This window comes from Bradyrhizobium sp., assembly GCF_028868675.1.
Classification (GTDB): Bacteria; Pseudomonadota; Alphaproteobacteria; order Rhizobiales; family Xanthobacteraceae; genus Bradyrhizobium.
In genome coordinates, this window is record NZ_JAGWUA010000118.1 from 1 (window position 1) to 15034 (window position 15034).

General features: G+C 65.2%; 11 protein-coding genes. 2 read left to right on the top strand and 9 right to left on the bottom strand.

The window, feature by feature from the left end; genetic code table 11:
* Positions 1–34 precede the first annotated feature (34 nt).
* The 9 genes from KGM94_RS16050 to KGM94_RS16090 all read right to left on the bottom strand — a co-directional run bounded on the left by KGM94_RS16050 (position 35) and on the right by KGM94_RS16090 (position 11847).
* Positions 35–2209, bottom strand: coding sequence for a hybrid sensor histidine kinase/response regulator (locus KGM94_RS16050; RefSeq protein ID WP_300261006.1), 2175 nt, complete (start codon positions 2207–2209; stop codon positions 35–37).
* Between the two features lie 317 nt (positions 2210–2526).
* The gene (locus KGM94_RS16055) at positions 2527–3240 is read right to left on the bottom strand and encodes a nitroreductase (protein WP_300261010.1); all 714 of its coding nucleotides are present in this window, start codon (positions 3238–3240) and stop codon (positions 2527–2529) included.
* A 143-nt stretch (positions 3241–3383) separates the two neighbouring features.
* Complete coding sequence (locus KGM94_RS16060; protein ID WP_300261014.1) at positions 3384–4631, bottom strand: acyl-CoA dehydrogenase; 1248 nt, start codon at positions 4629–4631, stop codon at positions 3384–3386.
* Between the two features lie 224 nt (positions 4632–4855).
* Complete coding sequence (locus tag KGM94_RS16065; RefSeq protein ID WP_300261017.1) at positions 4856–6103, bottom strand: acyl-CoA dehydrogenase; 1248 nt, start codon at positions 6101–6103, stop codon at positions 4856–4858.
* A gap of 143 nt (positions 6104–6246) precedes the next feature.
* Positions 6247–7374 carry an acyl-CoA dehydrogenase family protein gene (locus KGM94_RS16070; protein ID WP_300261020.1) on the bottom strand — a complete coding sequence of 376 codons (1128 nt, stop codon included), beginning with the start codon at positions 7372–7374 and terminating at the stop codon, positions 6247–6249.
* Between the two features lie 95 nt (positions 7375–7469).
* Complete coding sequence (locus KGM94_RS16075; protein WP_300261022.1) at positions 7470–9341, bottom strand: AMP-binding protein; 1872 nt, start codon at positions 9339–9341, stop codon at positions 7470–7472.
* Between the two features lie 43 nt (positions 9342–9384).
* Complete coding sequence (locus KGM94_RS16080; RefSeq protein WP_300261026.1) at positions 9385–10191, bottom strand: enoyl-CoA hydratase/isomerase family protein; 807 nt, start codon at positions 10189–10191, stop codon at positions 9385–9387.
* 165 nt (positions 10192–10356) lie between these two features.
* Complete coding sequence (locus KGM94_RS16085) at positions 10357–11115, bottom strand: SDR family NAD(P)-dependent oxidoreductase (protein ID WP_300261028.1); 759 nt, start codon at positions 11113–11115, stop codon at positions 10357–10359.
* An 81-nt stretch (positions 11116–11196) separates the two neighbouring features.
* On the bottom strand, positions 11197–11847 hold the full coding sequence (locus KGM94_RS16090; protein WP_300261031.1) for a TetR family transcriptional regulator: 651 nt from the start codon (positions 11845–11847) through the stop codon (positions 11197–11199).
* Between the two features lie 170 nt (positions 11848–12017).
* Here KGM94_RS16090 and KGM94_RS16095 point away from each other — a divergent pair, with 170 nt between their 5' ends.
* Both KGM94_RS16095 and KGM94_RS16100 read left to right on the top strand, forming a co-directional pair.
* Positions 12018–13190 (top strand): acetyl-CoA C-acetyltransferase, encoded by a 1173-nt coding sequence (locus KGM94_RS16095; RefSeq protein WP_300261034.1) that lies wholly within the window; start codon positions 12018–12020, stop codon positions 13188–13190.
* 97 nt (positions 13191–13287) lie between these two features.
* Positions 13288–14832, top strand: a complete 1545-nt coding sequence (locus KGM94_RS16100) for an acyl-CoA synthetase (RefSeq protein WP_300261037.1) — start codon at positions 13288–13290, stop codon at positions 14830–14832.
* Positions 14833–15034 lie beyond the last annotated feature (202 nt).

Sequence of the window (15034 nt, forward strand, 5' to 3'; positions counted from 1 at the left end):
CGAAGCACGTTCCTGTCGAAGGCGAGATTCTCCGTCATGCGCTCAGCTTTCTGTTCGGCGAGGTGGACGTTCTCTTCAGCAGCGCCGCACCCAGCTGCTCGCGCGTGACCGGCTTGGTGACGAAGTCGTTCATGCCGGCGGCAAGGCAGGCCAGCTCGTCCTGCCTGGCCGCGTTCGCCGTCAGGGCGATGATGTAGACGTCGCGCGCGGGCTGCGGCAATTGCCTGATCATGCGGGCCGCGGCGAGCCCGTCCATCTCCGGCATCATCATGTCCATCAGCACGAGGTCGTAGGAGCCGTGCTGGACGGCGGCCACCGCCTTCACGCCGTTGTCGACGACGTCCGGCTTCGAGCCGAGCTTCTCGAGCAGCTTGCGGATGACGAACTGGTTGGTGACGTTGTCCTCTGCGACGAGGACGCGCAGCGCGCTCAGATCGGGTGCGGCCGCCGACCACCCGGCATCGACCGGTTCGAGCCGCGCGGTCGAAACCGGTTCGGATCGGGCGCGCGTCGCCACTTCCACGGAGAACTTGAACGTGGTTCCCTTGCCGACCGCGCTCTGCACCGAGATGTCGCCGCCCATGCAGGCGACCAGGCGGTTACAGATGGCGAGCCCCAGTCCGGTGCCGCCGAAGCGCCGGGAAATCGAGCTGTCGACCTGCGAGAATTCCCGGAACAACAGGCTGATGGCATCGGGCGGAATTCCGACGCCGGTATCGCTGACGGCGAACGCCAGCCGCGACCTCCCGTCGCCCGCGGGCGCCGCGTTCACGGCGACGTCGATGCTGCCGTGCTCGGTGAACTTGATGGCGTTTCCGATCAGGTTGAACAGGATCTGACGAAGGCGCGCCGGATCGCCGACGACCATCCTGGGCACCGAGCCGTCGATCGTGCAGCCCAGGCGCAGGCCTTTTTCACTGGCGCGCGAGGCCAAGAGATCGATCACGGCCGACACCGATCGGTGCAGGTCGAACTCGATGCGCTCGATTTCCAGGCGGTGCGCGTCGAGCTTGGAGAAATCGAGGACGTCGTTGAGGATCTGCAGCAGATAGTCGGCGGAGTCGCGCAACGTCGTGGCGATCTTCCTCTGCTCGTCGGATAGCTCGCCCGAGATCAGCAGATCCGCCATACCGATGACCCCGTTCATCGGAGTCCGGATCTCGTGGCTCATCATGGCCAAAAATTCCGACCGCGCCCGCGTGCCGGCTTCGGCCGCGTCCCGCGCCCGGGCGAGGCCGCGCTGGTAGCGGATGATGAGCAGGGTGACGACGCCGATCAGGGCGCTCAACGCCGTCGCGACGACGGCATCCACTTCCAGATCGCGCCGGTACGATGCGAATATTTCTCCGGTCGCCTGGCCGATGACGACCGCGAGGGGATAGCCCGCCACCTTCCGGAACGAGAACATGCGCTCGACGCCGTCGATCTGGCTGCGGGCGACAAACGAGCCGCTTGCCGCCTTCGCCAGGTGATTCATCAGATCGCCTCCGGCGAGCGATCCACCGGCGGCGATCTGGCCGGCGGCGCCGCGTGCACGGATGATCCCGTCCATGCCGACCAGCGTCACCGAGCCTTGCTTGCCGATATCGACCGATTCGTAGAGGCGGGACAGATAGTCGGGGTCCAGCGACACCACGGCCACCCCGGCGAACGATCCGTCCTTCGCGATGATCCGGCGCGTGAGCTGGATCGACCATTTGTTGGAGACCCGGCCGAATATCGGCTTGCTGATGAAGAGAAAATCCTCCGTTCCGTCTGCGTGGACGCGGAAATGCTCGCGATCATGCAGATCGAGCCCCTTGATGCTCGGATCGATGTTGCTCGTCAGCATGATCCCGTCCTTGCCGATGATCACGACCTGGAACGAGAAGTCGGACAGGAACTGGCTGTTCTTCGTCCACAACGAAATGTCGAAATGGTCCGGATCCCTGGCGTAGGAGTCGCGCACGTAGAGCAGGGTCTGGTCGGCGGCGCGCACCGAGCGGATGATCTGCTCCTCGGAAGCGCGCGCCAGATTGGCACCGTTCTGGAGAGCGGCCTGCTCGGTGTTCGAGCGATCTTCGCTGATGCTGTGGATCAATGCAATCCAGACCAGCGCGATGGCGCACACACCGAAGATCGCACTCCCGTAATGCCCGACCTGACACGAAATCCGGTGGAGCTTCGGGGCACCATCCGAACACCGTGCGTATGAGCGAAAGCCGAACATCTCTTCTCCTCGCCGGACGAGGCTAAACGCAGACGTTAGATTTGTAGTGAAACGGGGTTCACAAAAGCCTTCGTGGCCGGCAAGGGACCGTTAGCCATACGCGACGGCAGCGCGACGGCCTTCCAAGTGTCTGGCGATGCTCGCCAACTTTCGGCGGTCGGCGCTGCAGACCAACCGCGGTACCCCGGTGAGCGCAACAACGGCGATTTGAGGCTAACGCGGAGTAAAACTTGCTATCGAAAAGACGCAAGAGGGTGCCGGAGCGAGGGAGCCGGCGCCTCGACGATGCTCCGCGGCCGCGGTCAGGTGTTCTGCGTTTACTCGTCCAGGAACGTCACGGTCTCGGCGAGGCCGGCGCGTGAGGTGCGGTAGCTGTTGACCTTGGCGGCGTGGTCGGCATAGCCGAACGAGATACCGCAGACCACGCGGCGGTCGTCCGGCAGGCTGAAGTGGCGGCGGATCAGGCCGGAGTGGCGCGCGAGCGCCGCCTGCGGAATGGTGCCGAGCCCCAGCGCCTGCGCCGCCAGCATGAAGTTGCCGACATAGGCGCCGCAATCGATCGCGCCATAGATGCCGAGCGGCTCGTTGGTGTGAATGATCGCGACATGCGGGGCGCCGAAAAAATTGTAATTCTCCAGCGCCTGCATGGCGTAGGCGAACTTGTCGCCGCGTGCGATGCCGAGGGTGTTGTAGAGCTGGAAGCCGCTCTCGCGGCGACGCTCGAGATAGACGCCGACATATTCGCGCGGCGGCGTGAAGTCATGATCTTCCCTGGCGCCGCTTGCCGCCTCGGCATAGATCGCCTTGCGAAAGCGCTCCCTGGCCGCCCCGCTCGCGATCAGCACCTGCCAGGGCTGGCTGTTGCACCAGGACGCGGTGCGCTGCGCGACTTTCAGCACGTGCTCGATGGTGGCGCGGTCGACTTCCTTCGGCAGGAAGGCACGAACGGAGTAGCGTTCGTTGAGGAGCTCCTCGAGCACGCCGATGCGGTCTTCGGTCGCGTAACGGGGATTCGGCGCTTTGGCGTCCATGGTGTGCTCTTCTTCGTAGGATGGGCAAAGGCGCGATAGCGCCGTGCCCACCGCTTTGTCCAATCGTCCACTCAAATGGTGGGCACGCTTCGCTTTGCCCACCCTACAAGACTACGATTCGCGTCCCTCATGGTGAGGAGGCATCAACTCCGCCCCTTGGTCGGGATCTTGTTGTAGGGCACGTCCTTGTCGACGCGGATGTCGCCAGGCAGGCCGAGCACGCGTTCGGCGATGATGTTGCGCAGGATCTCGTCGGTGCCGCCGGCAATGCGCATCGAGGGCGAGGACAGCAGCATCTGCTGGAACTGACCCTGCACGGTCTCTTCCGCATCGCCCGTGAGCACGCCAGCCGCGCCCTGCAAATCCATGGCGTAGGCGGCGATGTCCTGCAGCATCGTGCCCGACACCAGCTTGCCGATGGAATTCTCCGGCCCCGGCCGCTCGCCCTTCGACAGCGCCGACATGGTGCGGTAGCTCGTGTACTTCAGCCCGTTCGACCTCACCGCCCAGCCCGCGAGCTTCGAGCGCACGGCCGGATCGTCGATCGCGAGGCCGTCCTCCAGCATCAGGTTCGCACAGAACTCGAACATTTCAGGGACGCCGGTCGCGAGCCGCGCGCCGATCGACATGCGCTCGTTCATCAGCGTGGTCAGCGAGACGTTCCAGCCGTCGCCGACCGCGCCGAGTCGCTGGCTGTCGGGGATCACGACGTCGGTGAAATAGACCTCGTTGAACTCCTGCATGCCGTTGGCCTGCCTGATCGGCCTGACTTCGACGCCCGGGCTCTTCATGCTCAAGAAGAACATGGTGAGACCCTTGTGCTTGGGCACGTTGGGATCGGTGCGCGCGATCAAGAGCCCGTAGTCGGAATAATGCGCACCCGAGGTCCATATCTTCTGGCCGTTGACGACCCAGTCGTCGCCCTTCTTCTCGGCGCGGGTGCGCAACCCCGCGACATCAGAGCCGGCCGATGGCTCGGAGAAGAGCTGGCACCAGATCTCCTCGCCCGAGGCGAGCTTCGGCAGATAGCGGCGCTTGGCCTCCTCGCTGCCCCAGGCCATCACGGTGGGGCCGCACATGCCCTCGCCGATCTGGAACGGCTGCGTCAGCTTGCCGTAAACGCCCTCCTCCTGCTGCCAGATCACCTTCTCGATCGCAGATGCGCCGCGGCCGCCATAGTCCTTCGGCCAGTGCAGGCAGGCCCAGCCGCCCTCCGCCTTCTTCTTCTGCCAGGCCTTGCCGACCTCGACCATATCGTGCCTGGCGAGCCGGATGCGGCCGAGCGACGACTTCGACAGCTCGGCCTCGAGCTCCTTCGGCGCATTGGCCTCGACCCACTTGCGGGCGGCTGCACGAAACTCGGCTTCCTGCGGCGTGTCATCGAAATTCATGGCGCTTCCTCTTCCTACGTAGAGTGGGCAAAGCGAAGCGTGCCCACCACTTCCAGACGAGGTGGGCACGGCGCTAACGCGCCTTTGCCCACCCTATGATTCTTTCGTGCCCCGGACGCGGCGCAGCACGAAGTGATGCGCTGCAGAGCCGGGGCCCATTGCGGCCTTCTGGATCCCGGCTCTGCGAAGCAGCGCTTGCGCGCTGCATCGCGTCCGGGACACGATCAGCTTCTTCCCCTGGTCGGAATCTTGTTGAACGGCACGTCCTTGTCGACCCGGATGTCGCCGGGCAGGCCGAGCACGCGCTCGGCGATGATGTTGCGCATGATCTCGTCGGTGCCGCCCTCGACGCGGGTGCCCGGGGCGCGCAGCAGCATGGCCTGGAAGCGGCCGGCGACGTCGGCATCCTCGGGCCCGGAGAGCACGCCGGCGGCGCCCTGCAGGTCCAGCGCATAGGCCGCGACGTCCTGGATCATCGAGCCCGCGACCAGCTTGCCGATGGAATTCTCCGGCCCCGGCCGTTCGCCGCGCGACAGCGCGGAGATCGCGCGCATGCTGGTGTATCGCAAGCCGCTCGCCCTCACCGCCCAGTTCGCGAGCTTCGAGCGGACGCCACGATCCTCGATCGCGGCACCGTCCTCGAGCATCAGGCTGGAGCAATAATCGAACAATTCGGGGAAGCCGGTCGCTACCCCCGCGCCGATCGACATGCGCTCGTTCATCAGCGTGGTCAGCGAGACGTTCCAGCCGTCATTGACCTCGCCGAGCCGCTGGTGATCGGGGATGCGGACATTGGTGAAATAGACCTCGTTGAAGTCGGAATTGCCGTTGGCCTGCTTGATCGGCCTGACCTCGACGCCCGGGCTCTTCATGTCGAGGAAGAACATGGTGAGGCCCTTGTGCTTGGGCACGTCGGGATCGGTGCGGGTGAGCAGAATGCCGTAGTCGGAATAATGCGCGCCCGAAGTCCAGATCTTCTGGCCGTTGACGATCCAGTCGTCGCCGTCCTTTTCGGCGCGGGTGCGCAAGCCCGCGACGTCGGAGCCGCCGGCCGGCTCCGAGAACAGCTGGCACCAGACTTTTTCGCCGGAGGCGAGCGGCGGCAAGTACTTGCGCTTATGCTCCTCACGCGCGAACGCCATCATGGTCGGCCCGCACATGCCGTGGCCGATGATGAACAATCCGCTCAGCTTGCCGAACGCGCCCTCCTCCTGCTGCCAGATCACACGCTCGATCGGCGAGGCGCCGCGGCCGCCATAGTCCTTCGGCCAGTGCAGGCAGGCCCATCCCGCGTCGGCTTTCTTCTTCTGCCAGGCCTTCGCGACCTCGAGAATGTTGGCGTTCTTGAGCTGGGTGCGGCCGAGCGAGGATTTGCGCAGCTCCTCCTCATATTGCTTCGGCGCATTGGCCGCGATCCAGGCGCGCGCGGTCTTGCGGAATTCGGCTTCCTGCGGGGTGTCGTCGAAGTTCATGTGACTACTCTCTCCTGCGTTCCCCGGATGCTGCGCGGCACGAAGTGACGCGCTGCTGATCCGGGGTCCAGTCTGGCTCCTGGGTCCCGGCTCTGCGAAGCAGCGCTCACGCGCTGCATCGCGTCCGGGACACGAGCGGCGTGTTACGCCGCGTTCTTCTTGCGCATGCGGTCGATCAGCTGGTCTTCCCAGTAGGACAGGCTGCCGAGCGTGAGCGCCAGCGCGTTGGCGCGGCGATAATACATGTGGCAATCGAACTCCCAGGTGAAGCCCATGCCGCCATGGACCTGGATGTTGTTCTTGGCGCAGTGCTGGAACGCCTGCGTCGCGCTGATGCGGGCGGCCGCGGCGGCTTCCGGCAATTCGCCGGCGTTGGTCGAGAGCGCCCAGGCGCCGTAGTAGCTGTTGGAGCGCGCCAGCGTCGCCGACACGTACATGTCCGCGAGCATGTGCTTGACCGCCTGGAACGAGCCGATCGGACGGCCGAAGGCGATGCGGTCGAGCGCGTAGTCGCGGCCCATCTCCAGCGCGCGGTCGGAGCCGCCGACCTGCTCGAAGGCGAGCAGCACCGCGGCGCGGTCGAGCACCTGGGTGATGACGCCCCAGCCCTCGCCGGACGCGCCCAGCGGCTCGGCCTTGCAGTTCTTGAAGGTGAGTTCGGCCTGGCCCCGGGTCGGATCGATGTTGGTGAGGCTCTTCGCCTCGACGCCGCCGGCCTTGAGATCGACCAGGAACAGGGAGACGTCGCCGTCGCGGCCGCTCGATCCGGTGCGCGCGGCGACCACCGCGAAATCGGCGATCGCACCGTCCGGAACCGGCTTCTTCACGCCGCTGAGCGTGCCGCCCGCGGCGGCGAGCTTGATCGCCTTCGGCGACGGATTGCCCTTGCCCTCGAACAGCGCCAGGGTGCCGATCGCCTCGCCCGAGGCGATCTTCGGCAGCCACTTCTTCTTTTGCGCGTCGCTGCCGGCGATCAACAGCGCCTCGGCGGCGAGATAGACCGTGGAAGAGAACGGCACCGGCGCCAAGGCCCGGCCCATTTCCTCCGCGATCACGCAAAGCTCGAGATGGCCCGCGCCGGCGCCGCCGAACTCTTCGGGGATCGCGACGCCGAGGAAGCCCATCTCGGCGAGCCCCTTCCAGAGCTCGCGGTCATAGGGCGCCTTGCCGTCGAGCACGGCGCGCACCGCCTTGGGCGAGCACTTCTCGGCGAGGAACTTGCGCGCCTGGTCGCGCAGCTGCTTCTGGTCGTCGGAGAAATCGAAATTCATGGCGGCTTGCCCTTCCATTCATTGTCATTGAGGCCGTCATTCCGGGATGGCCCGAAGGCCCAGGCCCGGAATGACGAGGTTGATGGAGATGCGCTTCACTTCAGCACGATCACGTCTGCGTCGGGCTCGCTGGCATAGAGCCGCTCGACCAGCGCGGCGCGACGTTCCAGGCCCGCGCGCTGGTTGATGTAGCCCTTGTCGGTGAGTTCGTTGCCGTCGATCGAGGGTGGCTCGACCATCAGCATGGCGCGCGCGATGATGCGGCTGGAGGCGCTCTCCGCCTCCTTGTTGTGGGCCTGCAATCCGCGCTTGAGGCAATCGATCACCGCGGGATGCCTGACGACCTCCTCATAGCTCGCCTCGGGATTGCCGATGAGTTGGCGGCAGGCGTGCAGATTGGGCCAGGCCAGAAGGCCGATGAACTCGCGGTCCTGGCCTGTGACCAGCGCATCGTGCACGACGGGCGTCGCGGCCGCGATCGCGTCGGTTCGCAGCGAGCCGACATGGACGAAGGTGCCGGTGGTCAGCTTGAAATCCTCGACCACGCGGCCGGCGAAGATGATGCCCTGCACCGGGTCCTTGTCGTCGACGAAGACGCCGGCGTCGCCGATGCAGTAAAATCCCTCCTCGTCGAACATCTTCTTGGTGAGCTCCTGCTGGCCGAAATAGCCGGGCGTGACGTTGACGCCGCGCAGCCGCAACTCGTATTTCGAGCCGCACGGCACCATCTTCAGCTCGACGCCGGGGAACGGCAGGCCGATCAGGCCGACGCGCTCGGTGTCCCAATAGGTGCCGGTCGAGGTCGGCGCGGTCTCGGTCGAGCCCCAGCCGGTGTAGAACACGATGCGCTCGCCGGTAGTCTTCACGGCGAGTGCCTGCATGCGGTCGTAGAGATCGTCCGGCAGCCGCGCGCCGCCATAGGCCATGATCGAGAGATTCTTGAAGAAGCTGCGGCAGAGCGCATCGTCCTTCTCCATCGCGGCTGCGAGCGCAGCGTAGCCGGCCGGGACGTTGGCGTAGTAGGTCGGCGAAATCTCGCGCAGATTGCGCAAGGTCTCGTCGAACAGGCCCGGCATCGGCCGGCCGTCGTCGATATAGAGCGTGCCGCCGTCGACCAGGATCGGATGGAAGGCCGCATTGCCGCCCATGGTGTGATTCCACGGCATCCAGTCGAGCATCACGGCGAGCGGCCCGTTCGGGTCGCGCGGGCGCACCTGCATCATCATCGCCGCATTGGCGCACATCATCTCCTGCGTGTTGATGACGGCCTTGGGCATGCCGGTCGAGCCGGACGTGAACAAGAGCTTGCCCACGGTCTGCGGCGTGATCCTGGCGATCGAGGCCTCGACGTCCTTGGTGACGGGCGTCGCCGCGAGTTCGGCGAAGCTGACGCTCCTGATGCCGTCGCAGGCCCGCGCGACGTGCACCACGGTGACGCCCCTGAGATCCAGCGCCTTCAGCGCCTTTTCGAAGGGGACCGCGTCCTGCACCATCACGACCGCCGGCCTGACCAGGTCGAACAGATACTTCAGCTTGACGTGATCGTGGCTCATCAGCGAGTAGGCCGGCGACACCGGCGCAGCGGGACAGCGCGCCTGCATCGCGGCCTGCGTCATCAGCGCGTGCTCGATCGAGTTGCCGGACAGGATCGTGACCGGGCGTCCGTCGATGCCGAGGTTGAGCAGAGCCTGCGTCAGCGCGTCCACCGTGCGCTTGGCTTCGGCATAGGACACCTTGCGCCAGGCGCGATCGGGACCGCCGCGCTGCGCCAGCCAGATGCGCTCGGGCGCTTCCTTCGCCCATTTCGCCAGCGAAGCTGGAATATGCGGCGCGTAAGGCTGCAGCGGGATCTTCGACTTCAGCACCACCGTGCCGTCGGCACGCCGTTCCACGGCGATGTCGCGCGGCAGCCACTCGATCTTGCGAAAGGCGGGCCTGGTCATCACCGCCGCCGCATTCCCACTCATTTTGCGTCTCCCGGAATTCCTGGCCCTTTGCGGATCTTGCTGTTCAGCGCCTGATATAGACAGGCTTTCGCTTCTCGAGGAAGGCCCTGATGCCTTCCTGGAAATCCTCGGACCGGCTGCACAGCACCTGGTTGCGGTCCTCCATGGCGATCGCCGCTTCCAGCGAGCCGGCATCGACGCTCATGTTGAGGCATTCCTTGGACAGGCGCAGGCCGACCGGCGAGGCCGTCATCATCGCATCGATATAGGGTTCCGCGGCAGCATCGAGCTTGTCCTCGTCCACCACCTCGGACACGAGGCCGACGGCGAGCGCGCGCTCGGCACCGATGAAGCGGCCGGTAAGGATCAGTTCCGATGCCACCGAGACGCCGACGAGGCGCGGCAGGAAATAGGAAGTGCCGATGTCGCAGCCGCCGAGCCCGAGCTTGATGAAGGCGCAGTTCATCCGCGCCGACCTGGTCGCGATGCGGATGTCGGAGGCGAGCGCCAGCGCAAAGCCGCCGCCGGCCGCGGCACCCCGCACCAGCGCCAGAATTGGCTGCGGACAGCGCCGCATCAGCATGACGATGTCGGCGATGCGCCGCTGCGAATCCAGCGAGTCGGTGACGCCGGGCGGCTCCTGCTGCCCGCCGCGGCTCGCCATGGCGTGCTTGAGGTCGAGGCCGGCGCAGAAGTTCTTGCCGGCGCCCTTCAGCACCACCACGCGCGTCGTGCGGTTGCGCTGCAGGCCCTGGAAATAGACGTTGAGCGCATCGATCAGCACGGGATCGAGCGCGTTGAGGCTGTCGGGGCGGTTGAGCGTCACATGGTCGACGCCGTCGTCATGCTCGATCAGCAGCGGTTGGGACATGAAGCGCTCCCCATCGTCGTCCCGGCCAAGCGAAGCGCGAGCCGGGACCCATAACCCACCGGCGATTGTCGTTGCGGTAGACCCGGGCCCCGATCGCACCTCGCCTGAGAGGGCTGTGATTATGGGTCCCCGCTTTCGCGGGGACGACATCAACGTTTGTGTTGCTTACCGCGGCGCCATGCGGATGGCGCCGTCGAGACGGATGGTCTCGCCGTTGAGCATCGGGTTCTCGACGATGTGCACGGCGAGCGCGCCGTATTCGGAGGCGTCGCCGAGGCGGGCCGGGTGCGGCACCTGGGCGCCCAGGCTCTTGCGCGCTTCCTCGTTCAGACCCATCAGCAGAGGCGTGAGGAACAGGCCGGGCGCGATGGTGTTGACGCGGATCTTCTGGCTCGCGAGATCGCGCGCCGCCGGCAGCGTCAGGCCGACCACGCCGCCCTTCGACGCCGAATAGGCGATCTGTCCGATCTGGCCCTCATAGGCGGCAACCGAAGCGGTGTTGATGATGACGCCGCGCTCTTCGCCGATCGGCTCGGCGGTGACCAGGCGCTCGGCGAACAGGCGCAGGCAGTTGAAGGTGCCGATCAGGTTGACGTTGATGATGCGGGCGAACTTCGCCAGCGGATAGACGCCATCCTTTCCGACGATACGCTGCGAGCCGCCGATGCCGGCGCAGTTCATCAGCACGCGGGCGACGCCGTGCGCGGCTTCCGCCTTGGCGATCGCGGCCTTGATCTGCTCCTCGTCGGTGACGTCGGCGTGAAGGGCTATGCCCTTCACTTCGGCGGCGACCTTCTCGGCGTTTTCCTTGTTCTGGTCGATCACGCCGATCCTGGCACCCTTGGCGGCCATGGCGCGGGCGGTCGCGGCACCGAGGCCCGAACCACCGCCGGTGATGAGAACGGCAACGTCTTTCAACTGCATTTTGGGAGCTCTCCTTGTTTGCTGACGAATAGCGAATGGCGAATAGCGAATGGAGGTACGCAGTTCCCTATTCGCTATTCGCTACTCGCCATTCGCCTCTTTCTGCAATATTCCGCCGCAGATCAGCGATTCCATGTGCTTGATGTATTGCCGGCAGACTTCGTCGGTGACCGGACCGACGCCGGTCGCGCGCGACATCGCGTGCCGACCGAAGAACAGGTGATCGCAGGCGCCGATCAGGCTCGTATAGAACAGCACGGGATCGATCTGCCGGAACTCGCCATTCCTGACGCCCTCGGCGAGCAGGCGGCGATGGAAGTCCAGAAGCGGCGCCACGAAGAATTTCGAGACTTCGTCGGCGGATTCCTGCGTGCTCTCGTGCAGGAGATAGTGGATCAGCCGGTTCATGTAGGGGAACCGGTAATAGGCGCGGATGATGCCGCCGATATGCAGCTTCAGCTTCGCCGTCGAGGTGATCGGCTGCGCCAGCAGATTTTCGAGATGACAGAGCTCGGTCGCGGCGTCGCGCGCGAGCAGCGCCAGCAATAGCCCGTCCTTGTTGCCGAAATGATATTTGACCAGCGCGGCATTGACGCCTGACCTCTGGGCGATATCGCTCAAGGAAATCTCGATCGAGGAGCGTTCGATCATCAGCTCGCTCGCCGCCACCAGCAGCTTCTCCGCCGTGGAACTCTTCGTCACCGGAAGCCTGTTCGGTACGCTGGTCGTCAACGGAGATCCTGATCGTCTGGCCGCCAAGGGGCTTTAAGGGGCGTCGAGAGGGCCGCAGATAAGCGCAAGCAGCATCTCACCACAAGAGTTAATTGATCGATTGACTAAATGATCGGCCACCCCTTAAATCCGCCCCGAATTCACCCCCACAACAACCAGGGAGATCAGAGATGGCCGAGGCTTATATCGTCGCCGCCGCCCGCACCGCCGGCGGCCGCAAGGGAGGACGCCTCGCCGGATGGCATCCCGCCGATCTCGCCGCCAAGGTGCTGGACGAGCTCGTCGACCGCACCAAGGTCGACCCGGCCCAGGTCGAGGACGTCATCATGGGCTGCGTGATGCAGGTGGGCGAGCAGTCCAACAACGTCGCGCGCAACGCCGTCATGGCCTCGAAGCTGCCGGACAGCGTACCGGGCACCTCGATCGACCGGCAGTGCGGCTCATCGCAGCAGGCACTGCATTTCGCGGCGCAGGCGGTGATGTCCGGCGCCATGGACGTCGTGATCGCCGCCGGCGTGGAGTCGATGACTCGCGTGCCGATGGGCCTCTCCTCGCAGCTCCCCGCCAAGAACGGCTTCGGCCATTACAAGAGCCCGGGCATCGAGAAGCGCTATCCGAACATCGTGTTCAGCCAGTTCACCGGCGCGGAGATGATGGCCGAGAAGTACGGGCTCTCGAAGGACCAGCTCGACGAATTCTCCTACCAGAGCCATCAGCGCGCGATCGCGGCGACGCAAGGAGGCCACTTCAAGCAGGAGATCGTGCCGCTCGAGATCGTCAGAGCCGACGGCTCCAAGGACATCCACCACATCGACGAAGGCATCCGCTTCGACGCCACGCTCGACGGCATCAAGGGCGTCAAGCTGATCGCCGAGAACGGCAAGCTGACGGCCGCGAGCGCCAGCCAGATCTGCGACGGCGCCTCCGGCGTGATGGTCGTGAACGAGCGCGGCCTGAAGTCGCTCGGCGTGACACCGCTGGCGCGCATCCATCACATGACCATGACCGGCGGCGATCCCGTCATCATGCTGGACGCGCCGCTGCATGCCACCAAGCGCGCGCTGGAGAAGGCCGGCATGAAGATCGGCGACATCGACCTGTTCGAGGTCAACGAGGCCTTTGCCTCGGTGCCGACCGCCTGGCTCAAGACCACCGGCGCCGATCCCGACAGGCTCAACGTCAACGGCGGCGCGATCGCGCTCGGCCATCCGCTCGGCGGCTCCGGCACCAAGCTGATGACGACGCTGGTCCATGCGCTGAAGCAGCGCGGCAGACGCTACGGCTTGCAGACCATGTGCGAAGGCGGCGGCATGGCCAACGTGACGATCGTGGAACGGCTGTAAGAGAATAACGAATGGTGAGTGGCGAGTAGCGAGTGGTGAATAGGGCAAATCCCTGTTCGTCATTTGCTACTCGCCATTCGCGTCTTGAGGAAACACCATGACCCACCCCTCCATCTACGCGCGCAGCACGCCGGACAAGATCGCCTACCAGATGGCCTCGACCGGCAAGGCGATCACCTATCGCGAGCTCGACGAACTCTCCAACCAGGGCGCGCAGCTGTTCCGCTCGCTGGGCCTGAAGGCCGGCGACCACATTGCGCTGTTGATGGAAAACCGGCTTGCCTTCATGGAGATCTGCTGGGCCGCGCAGCGGAGCGGGCTGTATTACACCGCGATCAGCCGCTACCTGAAGCAGGACGAGATCGACTACATCATCGGCGACTGCGGCGCCAAGGTCGTGATCACCTCGCCGAAATGCGCCGACCAGATCAGCGGCCTGATCAAGGGCGCGGCGAACGAACCCGTCTTCTACATGGTCGACGAGCCGCAAGCGGGCTTCCGCTCCTACGACAAGGATGCAGCGGCGCAGCCGACGACGCCGATCGCCGACGAGGTCGCCGGCTACGACATGCTGTATTCGTCGGGAACGACCGGCCGGCCCAAGGGCATCAAGAAGGAGTTCGAAGGCAATCCGATCGGCGTGCCGAACCCGTTCCTGAAGGTGCTGTGCGCCGACATGTGCGGCATGAACGCCGACAGCGTCTATCTGTCGCCGGCGCCGCTCTATCACGCGGCTCCGCTGCGCTTCAACATGATGGCGGTCATCCTCGGCGGCACCTCCATCATCATGGAGCATTTCGACGCCGAGGAATTCTTGAAGCTGGTCGAGAAGTACAAGGTGACGCAGTCACAGCTCGTACCAACCATGTTCGTGCGCATGCTCAAGCTGCCCGACGAGGTGCGCACCCGCTACGACGTCTCCACGCTGAAGGGCGCGATCCACGCCGCCGCCCCTTGCCCGGTCGACGTCAAGGCGAAGATGATCGAATGGTGGGGCCCGATCCTGATCGAGTACTACGCGGGCTCGGAAGGCAATGGCGTCACCGTCTGCAATTCGCAGCAATGGCTCGCGCACCGCGGCAGCGTCGGCCGCGCCGTGGTCGGCAAGATCAAGATTCTGGACGAGAACGAGGAGGAGCGCCCGGTGGGCGAGATCGGCACGGTCTATTTCGCCGACGCGCCGGTCTTCGCCTATCACAACGATCCCGAGAAGACGAAGAAGGCCTACAACGCAAAGGGCTGGTCGACGCTCGGCGACGTCGGCTATCTCGACAAGGAGGGCTTCCTCTATCTCACCGACCGCAAGTCGTACATGATCATCTCCGGCGGGGTGAACATCTATCCGCAGGAGACGGAGGACGTCCTCATCACCCACCCCGCCGTCGCCGACGTCGCGGTGTTCGGTGTGCCGAACGAGGAGATGGGCGAGGAGGTCAAGGCCGTGGTGCAACCGCACGACGGCTCGCGCGCCGGCAAGGCGCTCGAGGCCGAGCTGATCGCCTTCTGCAGGAGCCGGCTGTCGGCGATCAAATGCCCGCGCTCGATCGACTTCGAGGCCGAGTTGCCGCGCACGCCCACCGGCAAGCTCGTCAAGCGCCACCTCCGCGACCGCTACTGGCCGAAGGCGGCGGTGAAGATCTAGCGGTTCTCGTGCCCCGGACGCGGCGCTCTTGCAGGACGCCGGCTAACTCTCAAAGATCGTCATTCCGGGGCGACGCATCAGCGTCGAGCGCCGAATGACAACGAGAAGTACGCCATGACAGCCCTCCCCGACATCCCCCTGCCCGCCGGCATCCGCTCGCGTTACGTCGACGACATCAACGACCTGCGCATGCATGTGCTGG